Here is a 17729-nt window from a genome sequence, read left to right on the forward strand (position 1 = left end):
GCGGGGTTTGTATAAGCGAAACGCGTTATGCCGCTTCAGGTTTGCGGTGCTTCTCCGGCAGCTTTACCGGCTGCGTCGCCAGCTCGTCCGGTTCGAAATCATCCACGTTAATGCTGCGCAGACGGCTCTCTTCGGCTTTCACCAGCAGAGCGGCCTCATCTTTACTGATAATGCCACCGGCCAGCGCCTGTTTTGCCAGTTCGTCCAGACGGGTAAACGGCAGGTTTTTGCCCAGCTGTTTACAGATCTTCTGGTGAATCGGATCGGCGGCCATCACGTCCAGCAGCGCCTCTTCCAGCAGACCCACCGGGTTATGCGGCGTCGGCGCCAGATACTGACCGCGACCGATGCGGGAGCGGGTTGCGCTCGGAACCTGCAGGATCTTAGCCACCTTGTGGTCCAGCTTGTCGGACGGCGCCAGATGGTGACGACCGGTCGGGAAGATCACCGCGCGCAGGGCGCCTGCCACGAAGCGGTTCGGGAAGTTCGCCAGCAGATCGTCAATCGCCTGCTCGGCCTGATACATCGCATCCTGCACGCCCCAGTGCACCAGCGGCAGATCCGCTTCCTGACGGCCTTCATCGTCGTAACGTTTCAGGACCGCAGAGGCCAGGAAGATCTGGCTCAGCACATCCCCCAGACGGGCAGAGATACGTTCGCGACGCTTCAGGCTGCCGCCCAGCACCGCCATGGAAACGTCAGACAGCAGGGCCAGGTTGGCGCTCAGACGGTTCAGATGCTGGTAATAACGTTTGGTCGCATCGCCGGTCGGCGTCGCGCTGGTGAGACCGCGCGTCAGGCCCAGCCAGAAGCTGCGCACCTTGTTGCTGCCCACGTGACCGATATGTTTGAACAGCAGCTTATCGAAGGCATCCACGTCGTTGTTCTGCGCAGCGGCCATCTCTTCCAGCACGTATGGATGGCAGCGAATTGCGCCCTGACCGAAGATCATCATGCTGCGCGTCAGGATATTTGCCCCTTCCACGGTGATGGCAATCGGTGCGCCCTGATAGCCGCGCGCCAGGAAGTTGCCTTCGCCGAGCATAATGCCTTTACCGCCTGCAATATCCATCGCGTCAATGATTGACTGCTGCGCGCGGTGGGTACAGTGGTACTTCACAATAGCGGACAGTACGGCCGGTTTTTCGCCCAGCATAATGCCGTAGGTAATCAGCGTGGCGGCGGCGTCCATCACGTAGGCGTTGCCCGCGATACGCGCCAGCGGCTCTTCGATACCTTCCATCTTGCCGATGGAGATTTTGAACTGACGGCGGATGTGCGCGTAGGCACCAATCCCCATCGCTACCGACTTCAGACCGCCGGTTGAGTTCGACGGCAGGGTAATTCCGCGGCCCACCGACAGACATTCCACCAGCATACGCCAGCCCTGGCCGGCCATTTTCGGACCGCCGATGATGTAGTCAATCGGCACAAAGATATCCTGGCCGCGGGTTGGACCGTTCTGGAACGGCACGTTCAGCGGGAAGTGACGACGACCAATCTCGACGCCTGGGGTAGAGGTTGGGATCAGAGCACAGGTAATGCCCAGATCTTCTTCACCGCCCAGCAGTTTTTCCGGGTCAGAGAGCTTAAAGGCCAGACCCAGCACGGTGGCGATAGGCGCCAGGGTGATATAACGCTTGTTCCAGGTCAGGCGCATGCCCAGCACCTGCTCGCCCTGCCACTCGCCCATGCAGACCACGCCGGTATCCGGAATCGCGCCCGCATCAGAGCCTGCTTCCGGGCTGGTCAGCGCGAAGCAAGGGATTTCCTGACCGCGTGCCAGACGCGGCAGGTAGTGATCTTTTTGCTCTTCCGTACCGTAATGCTGCAGCAGTTCGCCCGGGCCTAAGGAGTTAGGCACGCCAACGGTAATCGCCAGGATCCCGGAAACGCCCGCCAGCTTTTGCAGCACGCGAGCCTGTGCGTAGGCGGAGAATTCCAGACCGCCGTACTCTTTCTTGATGATCATCGCGAAGAAGCGATGTTCTTTCAGATACGCCCACAGCTCTGGCGGCAGGTCGGCCATTTCATGGGTGATGGCAAAGTCGTTCGCCATACGGCACGCTTCTTCCACCGGGCCGTCAATAAAGGCCTGTTCTTCAGCGGTCAGGCGCGGCTGCGGGTAGTTATGCAGCTTTTTCCAGTCCGGGTTGCCCTGGAACAGATCGCCTTCCCACCAGGTGGTGCCCGCATCAATCGCTTCTTTCTCGGTACGCGACATTGGCGGCATCACTTTGCGGAAGCCTTTGAACACCGGCGCAGAGATCATTGATTTACGCATCGGGGCAAAGTTAAACGGCAGAAGGATGATGGCAAGAGGGACTAAAAGCCAGATATTCCAGAGGCCTGCGACGCCAAGCGCAGCCGTCCAGGCCAGAAGAATCAGGCTGCTCAGGAATAAACTCACGCGGTGATAGAACAACACACCGAGCAGAACAACGGTTGCGAGAATGCTCAAAATCATCATAAAGAAAAGCTCCCTTGCTTGTAGGAGGTCTGACCACTTGTGATGATATGGTTGTAGTTGATGTGAATTCCTTTAGCAATGTGTTTACAAAATAATTACAACCTGGTTCACATTGTTCGTGTTTTAGCCGGCACAAAAAATCAAAACGCCGGACGATTCGCATGGCTTTAGCTTCTCGCTTTTCGCGCTATCCGGTACACTCCACTGTGTTATTTCATCAATACTGAAGGATTATCCTCATGTACCAGGATCTTATTCGTAACGAACTGAACGAAGCGGCGGAAACGCTGGCGAACTTTCTGAAAGATGATGCCAATATTCACGCTATTCAGCGCGCAGCGGTCCTGCTGGCCGACAGCTTCAAAGCGGGTGGCAAAGTGCTTTCCTGCGGTAACGGCGGTTCCCACTGCGACGCGATGCACTTCGCAGAAGAGCTGACCGGTCGCTATCGCGAAAACCGCCCGGGCTACCCGGCGATTGCGATTTCAGACGTGAGCCACATCTCCTGCGTAGGCAACGACTTCGGTTACGACCACATCTTCTCTCGCTACGTTGAAGCGGTAGGCCGTGAAGGCGACGTGCTGCTGGGGATTTCTACCTCCGGCAACTCCGGCAACGTGATCAAAGCGATCGCCGCCGCGCGTGAAAAAGGGATGAAAGTCATCACCCTGACCGGTAAAGATGGCGGTAAGATGGACGGTACGGCGGACGTTGAAATCCGCGTTCCGCACTTCGGTTATGCTGACCGCATTCAGGAAATTCACATCAAAGTGATCCACATCCTGATCCAGCTGATCGAAAAAGAGATGGTTAAGTAAGACTTCGCTGGGGGCACTCTTGCCCCCGCTGTTGTGGAGGTGATGTATGTGCGAACTGCTCGGGATGAGCGCCAATGTGCCAACCGATATCTGCTTTAGTTTCACCGGGCTGGTTCAGCGCGGTGGAGGAACCGGGCCGCATAAAGACGGCTGGGGCATCACCTTCTACGAAGGCAAAGGGTGTCGCACGTTCAAAGATCCTCAGCCCAGCTTTAACTCACCGATTGCCAAACTGGTGCAGGACTATCCCATCAAGTCCCGCTCGGTGATCGCCCACATCCGTCAGGCTAACCGCGGCGAAGTGGCGCTGGAAAATACCCATCCGTTTACCCGCGAGCTGTGGGGCCGTAACTGGACCTACGCGCACAACGGGCAACTTACGGGCTATAAGTCGCTGGAGACGGGCAATTTCCGCCCGGTCGGCGAGACGGACAGCGAAAAAGCCTTCTGCTGGCTGCTGCACAAGCTGACGGAGCGCTATCCCCGCACGCCCGGCAACATGGCTGCCGTATTCAAATACATCGCGACGCTGGCGACCGAGCTTCGCGAAAAAGGCGTGTTCAACATGCTGCTCTCTGACGGGCGCTATGTGATGGCGTTCTGCTCGACGAATCTGTTCTGGATCACCCGCCGTGCGCCGTTTGGCGTTGCGACGCTGCTCGATCAGGATGTGGAGATAGACTTTCAGAAGGAGACCACACCCAACGATGTGGTCACAGTCATTGCAACGCAGCCGCTGACGGGCAACGAAACCTGGCAAAAGATTATGCCAGGCGAGTGGGTGCTATTTTGTCTCGGGGACCGTGTAATTTGACGCCAGCTGTGGATGGACGACTTCGTGGCTCAGCGGTTTGCTGACCACGTAACGGCCATCTACGATAGAGACCACCGGTGGCTTATGGGTCTGCTCAAAGTAGTCGTAACCAGGCTTCAGCTGTTTCCAGAAATCCGCGTAGTATGAGTACTTGTGACGCGCCATATTGGCGTCCGTCATGCGGAACGGATAGATGCTGACCTGAACGTTAGGCTGCCCAAAGACCAGCGCGCCCGTCACGAACTGGAAAATCTCATCAATGCCGGAGTCGGTCATCGCATAACAGCCGATAGACACGCAGGCGCCGTGGATCATCAGGTATTTACCTTCATAACCGTGTGCACGGTCATAGGCATTCGGGAAGCCGATGTTAATGGCTTTATAGAAGCGGCTGTCAGGCTTGAGCTGGCTGCGCTGAACGTTGTAGAACCCTTCCGGACTTTTGAAATCGCCCTGACGCTGTTTTGGCCCCAGCCCACCGGAGTAGTTACAAATCTTGTAACTATCAAGCAGCTGATAGGTCTCGCCCATTTTCACAAACAGATCGAGAGTGCGCTCTTCCTTGAAGATCTGAATATAAACCGGCGATCCCATTAACTGCTGTTTATATTCCTTGCTGATCGGCGTCGTTGAGCTGTTACTGCTGAGCAGCCCGGCAAACGACATGCACGGCATCAGAAGCATCGCAATGAACAATGCGATTTTACGCATACTACTAGTTCCTTGATAAAACCATGACCAACTTGCCAGGACGGCAAAAGAGACCCGAAATCAGATTATTCTGTTAGGAGCGCTCACATTAGCACCGCTATAGATTTTCGCAAGAGCCGGGCGGTGAGTTTACAAATTAGTTTTACTTTATAAACCATCAAAATCGCGATGGCTCCAGGAACTTTGCGCATTAGCTCGCAATTTGGCGCGCGCGACGGCGGTTTCCCTGCCCGCGAGAAGGGGAAAATGCTACACTTCGCGGCCACTGGATTGTTGTTCATGGAAACCTGCTAACCACATGTTTAAAATAAAAAAAGGACTTGATCTGCCGATTGCAGGCGTGCCAGCGCAGCACGTTTCGACAGGCGCAAGCGTCCGTCATGTCGCCATTTTGGGCGACGACTACCTGGGAATGCGTCCTTCAATGCTGGTACAGGAGGGCGATTGCGTTATTAAAGGACAGGCGCTCTTCGAGGACAAAAAAAATCCCGGCGTGATGTTCACGGCCCCCGCAAGCGGCACCGTTGTGGCGATCAACCGCGGCGAACGGCGCGTTCTACAGTCGGTGGTTATCCGCATTGAAGGCGATGAACAGCGTGAATTCGCCCATTACGATGCCGCAGACCTCGCGTCGCTGAGCCGTGACGCTGTTCAGGCTCAACTCCTTGCGTCCGGTTTATGGACCGCGCTTCGTACCCGACCCTTCAGCAAATCCCCTGTTCCGGGTACGGAACCGGCCGCGATTTTCGTCACGGCAATGGACACCAACCCGCTCAGCGTGGACCCGGAGCCGGTTATCCTGGCGCAGCGCAAAGCCTTTGATGCCGGGCTGACCGTGTTAACCCGCCTGACGTCGGGGAAAGTCCACGTTTGCCAGGCCGGCGGCGGCAAGCTCGGCGGACATCCGCAGGGGCAGGTCACATTTAATGCGTTTGCGGGCCCGCATCCGGCGGGTCTGGTCGGGACGCACATCCACTTTCTTGAGCCGGTAAGTCTGGCGAAACAGGTCTGGCATCTTAATTATCAGGACGTTATCGCCATCGGTAAGCTTTTTACTAAGGGTGAACTCTGCGTTGAACGGATCGTCGCCATCGGTGGGCCGCAGGCTGCAAACCCGCGCCTGGTGAAGACGCTGATTGGCGCGGATATCAATGAACTGCTGAGCGAAGAAACCAAAGCGGGCGAAAACCGCCTGATTTCCGGTTCGGTCCTCAGTGGCCGCCATGCCGTGCAGGCGCACGCGTATCTGGGGCGTTTCCATTTACAGGTCAGCATTGTGCAGGAAGGGCGTGAGAAAGAGCTGTTCGGCTGGGTGCTGCCCGGTGCGGAAAAATACTCCGTCACCCGCACCACGCTGGGCCACTTCCTGCGTAATAAGCTGTTCAGCTTCTCAACCAGCACGCACGGCGGCGAGCGCGCCATGGTCCCGATTGGCAACTACGAGCGCGTCATGCCGCTGGATATTCTGCCGACCATGCTGCTGCGCGATCTGCTCGCCGGTGATACCGACAGCGCGCAGGCGCTGGGATGCCTGGAGCTTGACGAAGAAGATCTGGCGCTCTGTACCTATGTCTGTCCGGGAAAATACGAATATGGACCGGTATTGCGCGAGGTGTTAACCCGCATTGAGCAGGAAGGATAACCGATGGGCTTAAAACACCTCTTTGAAAAAATGGAGCCGCACTTTACCGAAGGGAAGCTCAAAAAGTACTACCCGCTGTACGAAGCAACGGCGACCATTTTCTACACGCCGGGGCTGGTGACGAAAGGCGCGGCGCACGTTCGTGACGCTATCGACCTTAAGCGGATGATGATCCTGGTGTGGTTTGCGGTCTTCCCGGCGATGTTCTGGGGAATGTACAACGTTGGCCTGCAGACCATTCCGGCGCTGCACCACATGTACGATGCACAGCAGCTGGCGCAGGTAATTCAGTCCGACTGGCACTACCGCCTGGCGCAGTCGCTAGGGGTAAGCTTTGCTGCAGACGCGGGCTGGCTGAGCATGATGACGCTGGGCACGGTGTTCTTCCTGCCGATTTACCTCACGGTATTTATCGTGGGTGGCTTCTGGGAAGTGCTGTTCGCTATCATCCGTAAACACGAGATCAACGAAGGCTTCTTCGTGACCTCGATTCTGTTTGCCCTGATTGTTCCCCCGACTCTGCCGCTCTGGCAGGCGGCGCTGGGCATCAGCTTTGGCGTGGTCATTGCCAAAGAAATTTTCGGCGGCACCGGGCGGAACTTCCTCAACCCGGCGCTGGCGGGACGTGCGTTTCTGTTCTTTGCCTATCCGGCGCAAATCTCGGGCGACCTGGTCTGGACGGCGGCAGACGGTTTTTCCGGCGCAACGCCGCTTTCACAGTGGGCGGCACACGGCGGCGAAACGCTGGTGAACAACGCGACGGGTCAGCCAGTGACCTGGTTTGATGCCTTTATTGGCAACATTCCGGGCTCCATCGGGGAAGTTTCCACGCTGATGATTTTGATTGGCGGGGCAATCATTCTGTTTGGGCGCGTGGCCTCCTGGCGGATTGTGGCGGGCGTGATGATCGGTATGGTGCTGACCGCCACGATGTTCAACGCTATTGGTTCAACCACCAACCCAATGTTCTCCATGCCGTGGTACTGGCATCTGGTGCTGGGTGGCTTCGCGTTCGGCATGATGTTCATGGCGACGGACCCCGTCTCGGCCTCGTTTACCGATAAAGGTAAATGGAGCTATGGCGTGCTCATTGGCGCGATGTGCGTCCTGATCCGCGTGGTCAACCCGGCCTATCCGGAGGGGATGATGCTGGCCATTCTGTTTGCCAATCTGTTTGCGCCGCTCTTCGATTACCTGGTGGTGCGGGCCAACATCAAGCGGAGGAAGGCGCGTGGCTGAGGTAAAAAATAACGACAGCATCAGCAAAACGCTGCTGGTTGTGCTGGTGCTCTGTCTGGTCTGTTCCATCGTCGTGGCCGGCTCTGCCGTGGGGTTAAAACCCCTTCAGCAGGAGCAACGTGCCCTGGATAAGCAGCGCAACATTCTGGCCGTGGCCGGGCTGATGCAGGAGGGGATGAGCGCAGACGACGTTTCGGCCGTCTTTGCCGAACGTATTTCCGCGCGTCTGGTGGATTTAAAAACGGGTGAGCTGCTGGATAAAGACCCGGCAACCTTCAACCAGGCGCTAGCGCTGAAAGATCCGCAGATGAGCGTGACGCTGGAGGCATCGCAAGATCCCGCCGGGATTAAGCGTCGCAGCAATCTGGCCGAAATCTATCTGGTTCGCGATCCCCAAAAACGCATTCAGGAAGTGGTAGTGCCTATTTACGGTAACGGCCTGTGGTCAATGATGTATGCCTTTGTGGCCCTTGATACGGATGGCCGCACGGTCAAAGGCATTACGTATTACGACCAGGGCGAAACGCCGGGGCTGGGTGGCGAAGTGGAAAACCCTAACTGGCGGGCACAGTTTGTCGGCAAGAAAGTGCTCGATGATAACGGTCTGCCTGCGCTGAAGGTGATGAAAGGGGCGGCACGTCCCGGTGACGAATACGCCGTTGACGGGCTCTCCGGCGCCACGCTCACCTCAAACGGCGTGCAGCACAGTTTTGATTTCTGGATGGGCGAGCTGGGCTTTGGTCCTTTCCTGAAAAACGTACGTGAAGGAGCGCTGAACAATGGCTGATACCGGTGAACTGAAAGAAGTGAAAAAGGTACTCATTGGCCCACTGCTCGCCAATAACCCGATCACGCTGCAGGTGCTGGGCGTCTGTTCAGCCCTGGCGGTGACCACCAAGCTGGAAACGGCGGTGGTGATGACGCTGGCGGTTACGCTGGTCACAGCGTTTTCGAGCATGTTTATCTCGATGATCCGCCATCACATTCCCAACAGCGTGAGGATCATCGTGCAGATGGCGATCATCGCCTCGCTGGTGATCGTGGTCGATCAGCTGCTGCGCGCCTTCGCCTATGAGACCTCCAAACAGCTCTCGGTGTTTGTCGGGCTGATTATCACCAACTGTATCGTCATGGGGCGTGCGGAAGCCTACGCCATGAAAATGCCGCCGCTGGCGAGCTTTATGGACGGTATCGGGAATGGCCTGGGCTACGGCGCGATCCTGCTTACCGTGGGGTTCCTGCGCGAGCTGATTGGCAGCGGCAAGCTGTTTGGCATTACGGTGCTGGACACGGTGCAAAACGGCGGCTGGTATCTGCCAAACGGCCTGTTCCTGCTGGCCCCTAGCGCATTTTTCATTATCGGTTTGCTGATCTGGCTGATTCGTACGTTGAGACCAGAGCAGCAGGAAAAGGAGTAACCGACAATGGCTCATTACCTGAGTTTGTTTGTGCGCGCGGTGTTTGTTGAAAACATGGCGCTCGCGTTTTTCCTCGGCATGTGCACGTTCCTTGCGGTTTCCAAAAAGGTGTCGACGGCATTTGGTCTCGGTATCGCGGTCACCGTGGTGTTGGGGCTTTCGGTTCCGATTAACAATCTGGTGTACAACTTCGTGCTGCGGGATGGCGCGCTGGTAGAAGGGGTTGATCTCAGCTTCCTGAACTTCATTACCTTTATCGGGGTGATCGCGGCGCTGGTGCAAATCCTGGAGATGATCCTCGATAAGTACTTCCCTTCACTCTACAACGCGCTGGGGATCTTCCTCCCGCTGATCGCGGTGAACTGCGCCATCTTCGGCGGCGTCTCGTTTATGGTTCAGCGTGATTACAACTTCAGTGAATCCGTGGTGTACGGTTTCGGCTCCGGTATCGGCTGGATGCTGGCTATTGTCACCATGGCGGGGATCCGCGAGAAAATGAAATATGCCAACGTGCCTGCGGGTCTGCGCGGCTTAGGGATCACCTTTATCACCACCGGGCTGATGGCGCTGGGCTTTATGTCCTTCTCCGGTGTGCAGCTATAAGGGCTAACAGATGGAAATTATTCTTGGCGTGGTGATGTTCACGCTGATCGTACTGGTGCTGTCAGGACTCATTCTGGCTGCGCGGGCGAAGCTGGTGAATTCCGGCGACGTGGTGATTGATATTAATGGCGATCCGCAGAATCAGATCCGCACGCCTGCGGGAGATAAACTGCTCAACACGCTCTCCGGTAACGGTATTTTTGTCTCCTCAGCCTGCGGCGGCGGCGGCTCCTGTGGGCAGTGCCGCGTGACGGTAAAAGAGGGCGGTGGCGATATTCTGCCCACCGAGCTGGCGCATATCACTAAGCGTGAGGCAAAAGAGGGCTGCCGTCTGGCCTGCCAGGTCGCGGTGCGTCAGAACATGAAGATTGAGCTGCCGGAAGAGATCTTCGGCGTCAAAAAATGGGAGTGCGAGGTTATCTCCAATGATAACAAAGCCACCTTTATCAAAGAGCTGAAGCTGCGCGTACCGGAGGGGGAAGATGTCCCGTTCCGCGCCGGCGGATACATTCAGATTGAGTGTCCTGAGCATACCGTAGCCTATGCGGACTTCGACGTGCCGGATGAATACCGCGCCGACTGGGATAAATTTAATCTCTTCCGCTTTGTATCAGAGGTAAAAGAGCCGACGCTGCGCGCCTACTCGATGGCCAACTACCCGGAAGAGAAAGGCATTATCATGCTCAACGTGCGTATCGCCACGCCGCCACCGAATGTCCCGGATGCGCCGCCGGGCGTGATGTCGTCATACATCTGGTCCCTGAAGCCGGGAGATAAGGTGACCATCTCCGGTCCGTTCGGGGAGTTCTTCGCGAAAGATACCGACGCGGAAATGGTCTTTATTGGCGGCGGAGCGGGGATGGCCCCGATGCGCTCGCACATTTTTGACCAGCTCAAGCGGCTCGGCAGCAAGCGTAAAATCAGCTTCTGGTACGGGGCGCGCTCGCTGCGCGAAATGTTCTACGACGACGAGTTTGAACAGCTGGCGCGTGAAAACCCGAATTTTACCTTCCACGTTGCGCTCTCCGATCCGCAGCCGGAAGATAACTGGACGGGCTACACGGGGTTCATCCACAACGTGCTGTATGAAAACTACCTCAAGCAGCACCCGGCGCCCGAGGACTGCGAGTTCTATATGTGTGGTCCGCCGATGATGAACGCCGCCGTGATTAAGATGCTGAAGGATCTCGGCGTCGAAGATGAGAACATCATGCTTGATGACTTTGGAGGCTGATGATGCTGACGTTTCTGGCAACCTTTGTGGTGTTTGTGCTTGTTATCTTTGGCATGTCGTTAGGCTGGATCGTTAAGCGGAAAAGCATTCAGGGCAGCTGCGGCGGTATTTCCTCCATTGGTATGGAGAAGGTCTGCGACTGCCCGGAACCGTGCGACGCCCGCAAAAAACGCATGGCGCGCGAGCAGCAGCGCATTATTTAAGTTTTTGTAGGCCGGGTAAGGCAACGCCGCCACCCGGCATTCTTACATCTGCTTCTCAACCCTCATTTATTTACTGTATACTTATCCAGTGATGAGTGAGGGCTTACTATGCGCAAAATAATCCATGTCGATATGGACTGCTTTTTTGCCGCAGTGGAGATGCGTGACAACCCGGCGCTACGGGATATTCCCATCGCCATTGGCGGCAGCCGCGTTCAGCGTGGTGTCATCAGCACCGCCAACTATCCTGCGCGCAAATTTGGCGTGCGAAGCGCCATGCCGACGGCGATGGCCTTGAAGCTTTGCCCTCATCTCACGCTTCTGCCCGGCCGTTTTGAAGCCTATAAAGAGGCTTCCCTTCACATTCGGGAAATCTTCTCCCGCTATACCTCTCTGATAGAGCCGCTGTCGCTGGACGAAGCCTATCTCGACGTGACCGACAGCGTACATTGCCACGGCTCCGCCACGCTGATGGCTCAGGAGATCCGCCAGACGATTTTCAACGAGCTGAATCTGACGGCGTCTGCGGGCGTCGCGCCCGTTAAATTCCTTGCCAAAATTGCCTCGGATTTAAATAAGCCCAACGGCCAGTACGTCATCACGCCGGAAGAGGTGCCTGCTTTTTTAAAAACGCTGCCGCTCGGCAAAATCCCCGGCGTGGGGAAAGTTTCCGCCGCAAAGCTGGAAAGCATGGGGTTACGGACCTGCGAAGACGTGCAGCGAAGCGATCTCGCCATGCTGCTCAAGCGCTTCGGGAAGTTTGGCCGCGTGCTGTGGGAGCGCAGCCAGGGGATTGACGATCGCGATGTGAACAACGAGCGGCTGCGGAAATCCGTCGGCGTTGAGCGTACCCTCATTGAAGATATTCATGACTGGTCCGAGTGCGAATCTATTATCACGGAACAGCTCTACCCGGAGCTGGAACGACGCTTAAGCAAGGTAAAGCCGGACCTGCTCATCGCCCGTCAGGGCATCAAGCTCAAATTCAATGACTTCCAGCAGACCACGCAGGAACACGTCTGGCCGCGTCTGAATAAAGACGATCTTATCGCAACGGCAAAAAAGGCATGGGAAGAGCGCCGGGGCGGGCGAGGGGTGAGGCTGGTGGGATTGCACGTCACGCTGCTGGATCCGCAGTTAGAGCGACAGCTGGTATTAGGACTGTAAAAAAGCCCGGTGCGCTACGCTTACCGGGCCTGGGTTTTTCACCCTCTTCCAGAGGAAGAGGGTTGGGATGAAGATGTTACTTCGCAGGGATCGCTTTCAGCAGTTCAGTCAGCAGCGTCCAGTAATGGCCAACGCTTTCGATATGAACCTGCTCATCCGGCGAGTGCGGACCGGTAATCGTTGGCCCGATAGAAACCATGTCCATATCAGGATACGGTTTCTTGAACAGACCACATTCCAGACCCGCGTGGATCACCTGAATGTTCGGCGTGCTGTTGAACAGACGCTGATAGGTTTCACGCACCAGCGCCATCACCGGAGAACTTGCATCCGGCTGCCAGCCCGGGTAGCTGCCTTTTGCAGACGTTTTCGCGCCCGCCAGCGTGCCCAGAGATTCCAGCATGCTCACCACATACTCTTTACCGCTGTCGATAAGGGAGCGGATCAGGCAGATGATCTCCGCGCTGTCGTCGCTCATGGTCACCACGCCCACGTTCAGTGAGGTTTCCACCACGCCTTTCGCCACGTCAGAGTTGCGGATCACGCCGTTTGGCGTTGCGTTCAGCAGCTGAACGAAGGTGTCACGAGACTGCGCGGTCAGCGCGGCTTTATCCGTGGAGACGGATTCCAGCACCACGGTGAGGTTCTTCTCTTTCGCCGACAGTTCGTTTTTCAGGATATCCAGGTACACGGTGGAGAGTTTTTTCAGCTCGTCCGCTTTTGCTGCTGGAACCGCTACGGTGGCGAAGGCTTCGCGTGGGATCGCGTTGCGCAGGGTACCGCCGTTGAAGTCAACCAGACGCAGATCCAGCTCGGCCGCATGGCCTGCCAGGAAGCGGGCCAGCAGCTTGTTGGCGTTGCCCAGACCCAGGTGAATATCGCCGCCGGAGTGGCCGCCTTTCAGACCTTTCAGCGTCAGCTTGAAGGTCTGGAAACCGGCAGGGATCGCTTCGCGCGACAGCGGCAGGGTAGAGATGAAATCAATCCCGCCCGCGCAGCCCATGTAGATCTCACCTTCTTCTTCGGAGTCGGTGTTGATCAGAATATCCGCCTGCAGCCAGTTTGCCTGCAGCCCGAACGCGCCGTCCATGCCCGCTTCTTCGGTCATGGTCAGCAGCACTTCCAGTGGACCATGCTCAACGCTGTCGTCGGCCAGCACGGCCAGCGCAGAGGCCATACCGATGCCGTTATCCGCGCCCAGGGTAGTGCCGCGCGCTTTCACCCAGTCGCCGTCGATGTACGGTTGAATCGGGTCTTTGGTGAAGTCGTGAACGGTATCGTTGTTCTTCTGTGGCACCATGTCCAGGTGCGCCTGCAGCACAACCGGTTTACGGTTTTCCATGCCTGCGGTGGCGGGTTTGCGGATCAGAATGTTGCCAACCTGGTCACGTTCCGCATGCAGACCTTTTTCCTTCGCCCAGCCCATAATATGTTCGGCAAGCTGTTCTTCGTGGTAGGAAGGGTGTGGAATGGAGCAGATTTTGGCAAAAATATCCCACAGCGGCTGCGGAGATAGTTGAGACAGTTCAGACACGATAAGTCTCCTTGTCGAGGCGCTGCAAACAGGGTTGCAGGTCACAGGGTTAGCAGGTTAATAGTTACCACAAGTCAGGCTTGCGAGATGAAACTGAGAATACCACTTTCTCTGCTGGCTGGTAGCATAAAGCATGTAAAAACTCAGGCAGAGGGCGCTAAACACTGGTTTTTAGTGCGTCAGATCTCTATAATCTCGCGCAACCTATTTCCCCCTCGAACACTTTTTAAGCCGTATAAAAACAGGCTGGGACACTTCACATGAGCGAAAAATACGTCGTCACCTGGGACATGTTGCAGATTCACGCACGCAAACTGGCTGCGCGTCTGATGCCTTCCGAACAGTGGAAAGGCATTATTGCCGTCAGCCGTGGCGGTCTGGTACCGGGGGCGCTGCTGGCACGTGAGCTGGGTATTCGTCATGTCGATACCGTCTGCATCTCCAGCTATGACCATGACAACCAGCGTGAGCTGAAAGTGCTGAAACGCGCGGAAGGCGACGGTGAAGGCTTTATCGTTATTGATGACCTGGTGGATACCGGCGGTACTGCGGTCGCTATCCGCGAAATGTATCCGAAAGCACATTTCGTCACTATCTTCGCGAAGCCTGCTGGCCGTCCGCTGGTTGACGATTACGTGATTGATATTCCGCAGGATACCTGGATTGAACAGCCATGGGATATGGGCGTGGTCTTCGTACCGCCGATTTCAGGCCGTTAATACCAGTACGTAACTTTACACGCCCGGCTATGCCGGGCGTTGTTCTTTTTGGCCTGCCACGCGTTACAATAGTCTCCATATGACGTATTCATGGAGGCAACGCAATGACGCAGGCGAATCTCACCGAGACACTTTTCAAACCCCGTTTCAAACACCCTGAAACGTCGACGCTGGTGCGTCGCTTTAATCCGGGGACCCAGCCTGCCGTCCAGTCCGCGTTAGACGGCAAAAACGTGCCTCACTGGTATCGTATGATTAACCGCCTGATGTGGATCTGGCGCGGTATCGACCCCCGTGAAATCCTTGACGTGCAGGCGCGTATCGTGATGAGTGAAGCCGAACGGACCGATAGCGAGCTTTACGATACGGTGGTGGGCTATCGCGGCGGCAACTGGATCTATGAGTGGTCGAAACAGGCGATGCTCTGGCAGCAAAAAGCCAGTCAGGAAGAGGATGCCACGCGTAGCGGCAAGCACTGGCTGCATGCGGCCAATCTCTTCGCCATCGCCGCGTATCCACATCTGAAAGGTGATGAGCTGGCGGAGCAGGCCCAGGCGCTGGCGAACCGTGCTTATGAAGAGGCGGCGCAGCGTTTGCCGGGCCAAATGCGCGAGCTTGAGTTCAGCATTCCAGGTGGCGCACCCGTCACCGGGTTCCTGCATATGCCGGAAGGCGACGGTCCGTTCCCGACCGTGCTGATGTGCGGTGGGCTGGACTCTCTGCAAATCGATTATTACAGCCTGTATGAGCGTTACTTCGCACCAAAAGGGATCGCGATGCTGACGCTTGATATGCCCTCAATCGGCTTCTCCTCCAAATGGAAGCTGACTCAGGATTCCAGCCTGCTGCACCAGCATGCGCTAAAAGCGCTGGAAAACATTCCGTGGGTTGACCACACCCGCGTGGCGGCATTTGGCTTCCGCTTTGGCGCGAACGTCGCGGTACGTCTGGCTTACCTTGAATCTTCGCGCCTTAAAGCCGTCGCCTGCCTTGGTCCGGTCGTTCACGCCCTGCTCAGCGATCCCGCACGCCAGGGAAGCGTGCCTGAAATGTACCTTGATGTGCTGGCCAGTCGTCTTGGCATGCATGATGCATCAGATGAAGCGCTGCGCGTTGAGCTCAATCGCTACTCGTTAAAAACGCAAGGGTTACTGGGACGTCGCTGCCCAACGCCGATGCTGTCGGGTTTCTGGAAAAACGATCCGTTCAGTCCGGAAGAAGAGTCGCGCTTAATCACGTCGTCATCTGCGGATGGCAAACTGCTTGAGGTGCCGTTCAGCCCGGTCTATCAGAATTTCGATAAAGCACTGAAAGAGATTACGCGCTGGATCGCTCAGAGATTGTGTTAATAGATTGCTAAATTTTGCTGGTTTGGTAAAACAGTGGCTTCACAAAAGGAGATCGCAATGACGTTACCGAGTGGACACCCGAAAAGTAGACTGATTAAGAAGTTTATGGCTCTCGGCCCGTATATTCGAGAAGAGCAGTGTGAAGAGAATCGCTTTTTTTTCGACTGCCTGGCTGTATGCGTCAACGTGAAGCCTGCACCCGAAAAACGTGAATTCTGGGGCTGGTGGATGGAAATGGAAGCAGAGGAAAAACGCTTTACGTATAGCTACCAGTTTGGCCTGTTTAATAAAGACGGCAACTGGCAGGCGACCACCATTAAAGATCAGGAAGTGATTGACCGTCTGGAATACACCCTGAAAGAGTTCCACGATAAGGCACGCGCACTGCTGGCGACTCTGGATCTCAAGTTCGAGCCAGCGGATAACTTTTCCAGCGAAGCGGTGAAGCTGACTGCCTGATGGTGTCCCAGCGCCGGGTGGCGGCTTCGCCTTACCCGGCCTACAAAAAATGATGGTTTTCTCCCTCTCCCCGTGGGAGAGGGCCGGGGTGAGGGCACCAGTCCGCATTAATCCCCGAAATAAAAAAAAACCGGCAGAGGCCGGTTTTTTATTTCGCATCATTAGAACTGGTAGGTCATACCCAGAGCAACAATGTCATCGCTGCTCACGCCCAGTTTATTATCGTCGTCAATCTGGTTGATTTTATAATCAACAAACGCGGACATATTTTTGTTGAAGTAATAGGTCGCGCCAACGTCAATATATTTCACCAGATCTTCGTCACCGATACCTTCGATATCTTTGCCTTTAGACTGGACATAACCCAGGGACGGACGCAGACCGAAATCGAACTGATATTGTGCGACCACTTCAAAGTTCTGTGCTTTATTTGCAAACCCGCCAGAAATTGGCGTCATATTGCGGGTTTCTGAATACATCGCTGCCAGATAAATATCGTTCGCGTCATATTTCAGACCGGTAGCCCAGGCTTCGGCTTTCTGCCCCTGGCCACGCGCCAGCAGGTTCTGCGCGTTGGTGCGGTCAGAGCTGGTGTAGGCGCCGCTGACGGCGAAATCGCTGCCGCCGAAGTCATAGGTCAGAGAGGTACCAAAACCGTCACCGTTCTGTTTCTTGGCGTCACGGTTTTCGTTTTTGCCCTGGTACTGCAGGGTCATGTCCAGACCGTCAACCGCGCCGAAGAAGTCGGTGTTACGGTAGGTAGCAAGACCGGTCGCACGCTTGGTCATGAAGTTATCGGTCTGCGCGGAAGAATCGCCGCCGAACTCAGGGAACATATCGGTCCATGCTTCGACGTCATACAGGGCACCCAGGTTACGACCGTAATCCAGAGAACCAAAGTTTTTCAGCTTCAGGCCCGCGAACGCCAGACGGGTTTTCTGAGAGGAGTCGCTCTCGGCTTTGTTACCTGCAAATTCAGATTCCCAACGGCCATAGCCCGTCAGCTGATCGTTAATCTGCGTTTCGCCTTTAAAACCGAAACGAACGTAAGTCTGATCGCCATCTTTGGTGGCATCATCGCTGATGTAGTGCATGGCTTTCACTTTGCCGTACACGTCCAGCTTATTACCATTTTTATTATAAACTTCAGCTGCGTGAACGGATGCGGAAGCCACTACGCCCATAACCATTAATGCCAGAGTGCTCTTTTTCATTTTCGATCCTGTCTTATAAACGCGCTAAAAAATTCGCTGGACGATAAGCTCTTGCTTAAGTCCCGTGAAAAAACAGGAAGGGTTTTATCGTTCTGGAATGAAACTTTTATGACAAACTAAGAATAATTTTAAAAA

At 55.8% G+C, this 17729-nt stretch carries 17 protein-coding genes; 13 read left to right on the forward strand and 4 right to left on the reverse strand.

Annotated features, from left to right (window positions below):
* Positions 1 to 25: 25 nt before the first annotated feature.
* Positions 26 to 2470 (reverse strand): acyl-CoA dehydrogenase FadE, encoded by a 2445-nt coding sequence (fadE, locus tag V1587_RS06820; protein ID WP_371899786.1) that lies wholly within the window; start codon positions 2468 to 2470, stop codon positions 26 to 28.
* Between the two features lie 239 nt (positions 2471 to 2709).
* Here fadE and lpcA point away from each other — a divergent pair, with 239 nt between their 5' ends.
* The gene (gene lpcA / locus V1587_RS06825) at positions 2710 to 3288 is read left to right on the forward strand and encodes a D-sedoheptulose 7-phosphate isomerase (RefSeq protein WP_010427884.1); all 579 of its coding nucleotides are present in this window, start codon (positions 2710 to 2712) and stop codon (positions 3286 to 3288) included.
* Positions 3289 to 3334: 46 nt separating this feature from the next.
* Positions 3335 to 4102 carry a class II glutamine amidotransferase gene (locus V1587_RS06830; protein WP_008500262.1) on the forward strand — a complete coding sequence of 256 codons (768 nt, stop codon included), beginning with the start codon at positions 3335 to 3337 and terminating at the stop codon, positions 4100 to 4102.
* On the opposite strand, the gene dpaA is transcribed toward V1587_RS06830, so the two are convergent.
* Positions 4073 to 4813: a peptidoglycan meso-diaminopimelic acid protein amidase gene (dpaA, locus tag V1587_RS06835; RefSeq protein WP_023334609.1), complete on the reverse strand. Its 741-nt coding sequence runs from the start codon at positions 4811 to 4813 to the stop codon at positions 4073 to 4075. The genes V1587_RS06830 and dpaA overlap by 30 nt on opposite strands.
* Before the next feature lie 298 nt (positions 4814 to 5111).
* Between dpaA and V1587_RS06840 the strand changes: the two genes are divergently transcribed.
* The 8 genes from V1587_RS06840 (at position 5112) to dinB (ending at position 12319) form a co-directional block, all read left to right on the forward strand.
* Positions 5112 to 6455, forward strand: coding sequence for a Na(+)-translocating NADH-quinone reductase subunit A (locus V1587_RS06840; protein WP_371899785.1), 1344 nt, complete (start codon positions 5112 to 5114; stop codon positions 6453 to 6455).
* A 3-nt stretch (positions 6456 to 6458) separates the two neighbouring features.
* Positions 6459 to 7694, forward strand: a complete 1236-nt coding sequence (locus V1587_RS06845; RefSeq protein WP_371899784.1) for an NADH:ubiquinone reductase (Na(+)-transporting) subunit B — start codon at positions 6459 to 6461, stop codon at positions 7692 to 7694.
* Complete coding sequence (locus tag V1587_RS06850; RefSeq protein WP_395314539.1) at positions 7687 to 8481, forward strand: Na(+)-translocating NADH-quinone reductase subunit C; 795 nt, start codon at positions 7687 to 7689, stop codon at positions 8479 to 8481. Before V1587_RS06845 ends, V1587_RS06850 begins: the two co-directional genes overlap by 8 nt.
* Positions 8474 to 9112, forward strand: a complete 639-nt coding sequence (locus tag V1587_RS06855; RefSeq protein ID WP_045330387.1) for an NADH:ubiquinone reductase (Na(+)-transporting) subunit D — start codon at positions 8474 to 8476, stop codon at positions 9110 to 9112. The genes V1587_RS06850 and V1587_RS06855 overlap by 8 nt, the downstream gene beginning before the upstream one ends.
* 6 nt (positions 9113 to 9118) lie before the next feature.
* Positions 9119 to 9715 (forward strand): NADH:ubiquinone reductase (Na(+)-transporting) subunit E, encoded by a 597-nt coding sequence (nqrE, locus tag V1587_RS06860; RefSeq protein ID WP_008500255.1) that lies wholly within the window; start codon positions 9119 to 9121, stop codon positions 9713 to 9715.
* Between the two features lie 10 nt (positions 9716 to 9725).
* The gene (gene nqrF / locus V1587_RS06865; protein ID WP_371899782.1) at positions 9726 to 10949 is read left to right on the forward strand and encodes an NADH:ubiquinone reductase (Na(+)-transporting) subunit F; all 1224 of its coding nucleotides are present in this window, start codon (positions 9726 to 9728) and stop codon (positions 10947 to 10949) included.
* Positions 10949 to 11152: a (Na+)-NQR maturation NqrM gene (gene nqrM / locus V1587_RS06870; protein ID WP_023615899.1), complete on the forward strand. Its 204-nt coding sequence runs from the start codon at positions 10949 to 10951 to the stop codon at positions 11150 to 11152. Before nqrF ends, nqrM begins: the two co-directional genes overlap by 1 nt.
* A gap of 108 nt (positions 11153 to 11260) precedes the next feature.
* Positions 11261 to 12319 (forward strand): DNA polymerase IV, encoded by a 1059-nt coding sequence (gene dinB, locus V1587_RS06875; protein ID WP_371899781.1) that lies wholly within the window; start codon positions 11261 to 11263, stop codon positions 12317 to 12319.
* A 76-nt stretch (positions 12320 to 12395) separates the two neighbouring features.
* Here the strand turns inward: dinB and pepD are convergent, their stop codons facing one another.
* Positions 12396 to 13853: a cytosol nonspecific dipeptidase gene (gene pepD, locus V1587_RS06880; protein ID WP_063439699.1), complete on the reverse strand. Its 1458-nt coding sequence runs from the start codon at positions 13851 to 13853 to the stop codon at positions 12396 to 12398.
* A 260-nt stretch (positions 13854 to 14113) separates the two neighbouring features.
* On the opposite strand from pepD, the gene gpt reads away from it, so the two are divergent.
* The 3 genes from gpt to crl all read left to right on the forward strand — a co-directional run bounded on the left by gpt (position 14114) and on the right by crl (position 16380).
* Complete coding sequence (gene gpt / locus V1587_RS06885) at positions 14114 to 14572, forward strand: xanthine phosphoribosyltransferase (RefSeq protein ID WP_003863205.1); 459 nt, start codon at positions 14114 to 14116, stop codon at positions 14570 to 14572.
* A gap of 104 nt (positions 14573 to 14676) precedes the next feature.
* Positions 14677 to 15921 (forward strand): esterase FrsA, encoded by a 1245-nt coding sequence (frsA, locus tag V1587_RS06890; RefSeq protein WP_395314540.1) that lies wholly within the window; start codon positions 14677 to 14679, stop codon positions 15919 to 15921.
* Between the two features lie 57 nt (positions 15922 to 15978).
* On the forward strand, positions 15979 to 16380 hold the full coding sequence (crl, locus tag V1587_RS06895) for a sigma factor-binding protein Crl (RefSeq protein ID WP_371899779.1): 402 nt from the start codon (positions 15979 to 15981) through the stop codon (positions 16378 to 16380).
* A gap of 161 nt (positions 16381 to 16541) precedes the next feature.
* On the opposite strand, the gene phoE is transcribed toward crl, so the two are convergent.
* Complete coding sequence (gene phoE, locus V1587_RS06900; RefSeq protein WP_371899778.1) at positions 16542 to 17594, reverse strand: phosphoporin PhoE; 1053 nt, start codon at positions 17592 to 17594, stop codon at positions 16542 to 16544.
* Positions 17595 to 17729: the final 135 nt, after the last annotated feature.

The sequence above is a fragment of the Enterobacter sp. ECC-249 genome (assembly GCF_043965265.1).
GTDB classification, from domain to species: Bacteria; Pseudomonadota; Gammaproteobacteria; order Enterobacterales; family Enterobacteriaceae; genus Enterobacter; species Enterobacter quasiroggenkampii.

What these genes read in the sequence shown, in the direction of transcription:
- phoE (WP_371899778.1), bottom strand. Translation starts at nt 17,594, where the DNA reads ATGAAAAAGAGCACTCTGGCATTAATGGTTATGGGCGTAGTGGCTTCC.
- V1587_RS06855 (WP_045330387.1), top strand. Translation starts at nt 8,474, where the DNA reads ATGGCTGATACCGGTGAACTGAAAGAAGTGAAAAAGGTACTCATTGGC.
- fadE (WP_371899786.1), bottom strand. Translation starts at nt 2,470, where the DNA reads ATGATGATTTTGAGCATTCTCGCAACCGTTGTTCTGCTCGGTGTGTTG.
- nqrE (WP_008500255.1), top strand. Translation starts at nt 9,119, where the DNA reads ATGGCTCATTACCTGAGTTTGTTTGTGCGCGCGGTGTTTGTTGAAAAC.
- frsA (WP_395314540.1), top strand. Translation starts at nt 14,677, where the DNA reads ATGACGCAGGCGAATCTCACCGAGACACTTTTCAAACCCCGTTTCAAA.
- V1587_RS06840 (WP_371899785.1), top strand. Translation starts at nt 5,112, where the DNA reads ATGTTTAAAATAAAAAAAGGACTTGATCTGCCGATTGCAGGCGTGCCA.
- gpt (WP_003863205.1), top strand. Translation starts at nt 14,114, where the DNA reads ATGAGCGAAAAATACGTCGTCACCTGGGACATGTTGCAGATTCACGCA.
- nqrM (WP_023615899.1), top strand. Translation starts at nt 10,949, where the DNA reads ATGATGCTGACGTTTCTGGCAACCTTTGTGGTGTTTGTGCTTGTTATC.
- nqrF (WP_371899782.1), top strand. Translation starts at nt 9,726, where the DNA reads ATGGAAATTATTCTTGGCGTGGTGATGTTCACGCTGATCGTACTGGTG.
- dpaA (WP_023334609.1), bottom strand. Translation starts at nt 4,813, where the DNA reads ATGCGTAAAATCGCATTGTTCATTGCGATGCTTCTGATGCCGTGCATG.
- V1587_RS06845 (WP_371899784.1), top strand. Translation starts at nt 6,459, where the DNA reads ATGGGCTTAAAACACCTCTTTGAAAAAATGGAGCCGCACTTTACCGAA.
- crl (WP_371899779.1), top strand. Translation starts at nt 15,979, where the DNA reads ATGACGTTACCGAGTGGACACCCGAAAAGTAGACTGATTAAGAAGTTT.
- lpcA (WP_010427884.1), top strand. Translation starts at nt 2,710, where the DNA reads ATGTACCAGGATCTTATTCGTAACGAACTGAACGAAGCGGCGGAAACG.
- V1587_RS06830 (WP_008500262.1), top strand. Translation starts at nt 3,335, where the DNA reads ATGTGCGAACTGCTCGGGATGAGCGCCAATGTGCCAACCGATATCTGC.
- dinB (WP_371899781.1), top strand. Translation starts at nt 11,261, where the DNA reads ATGCGCAAAATAATCCATGTCGATATGGACTGCTTTTTTGCCGCAGTG.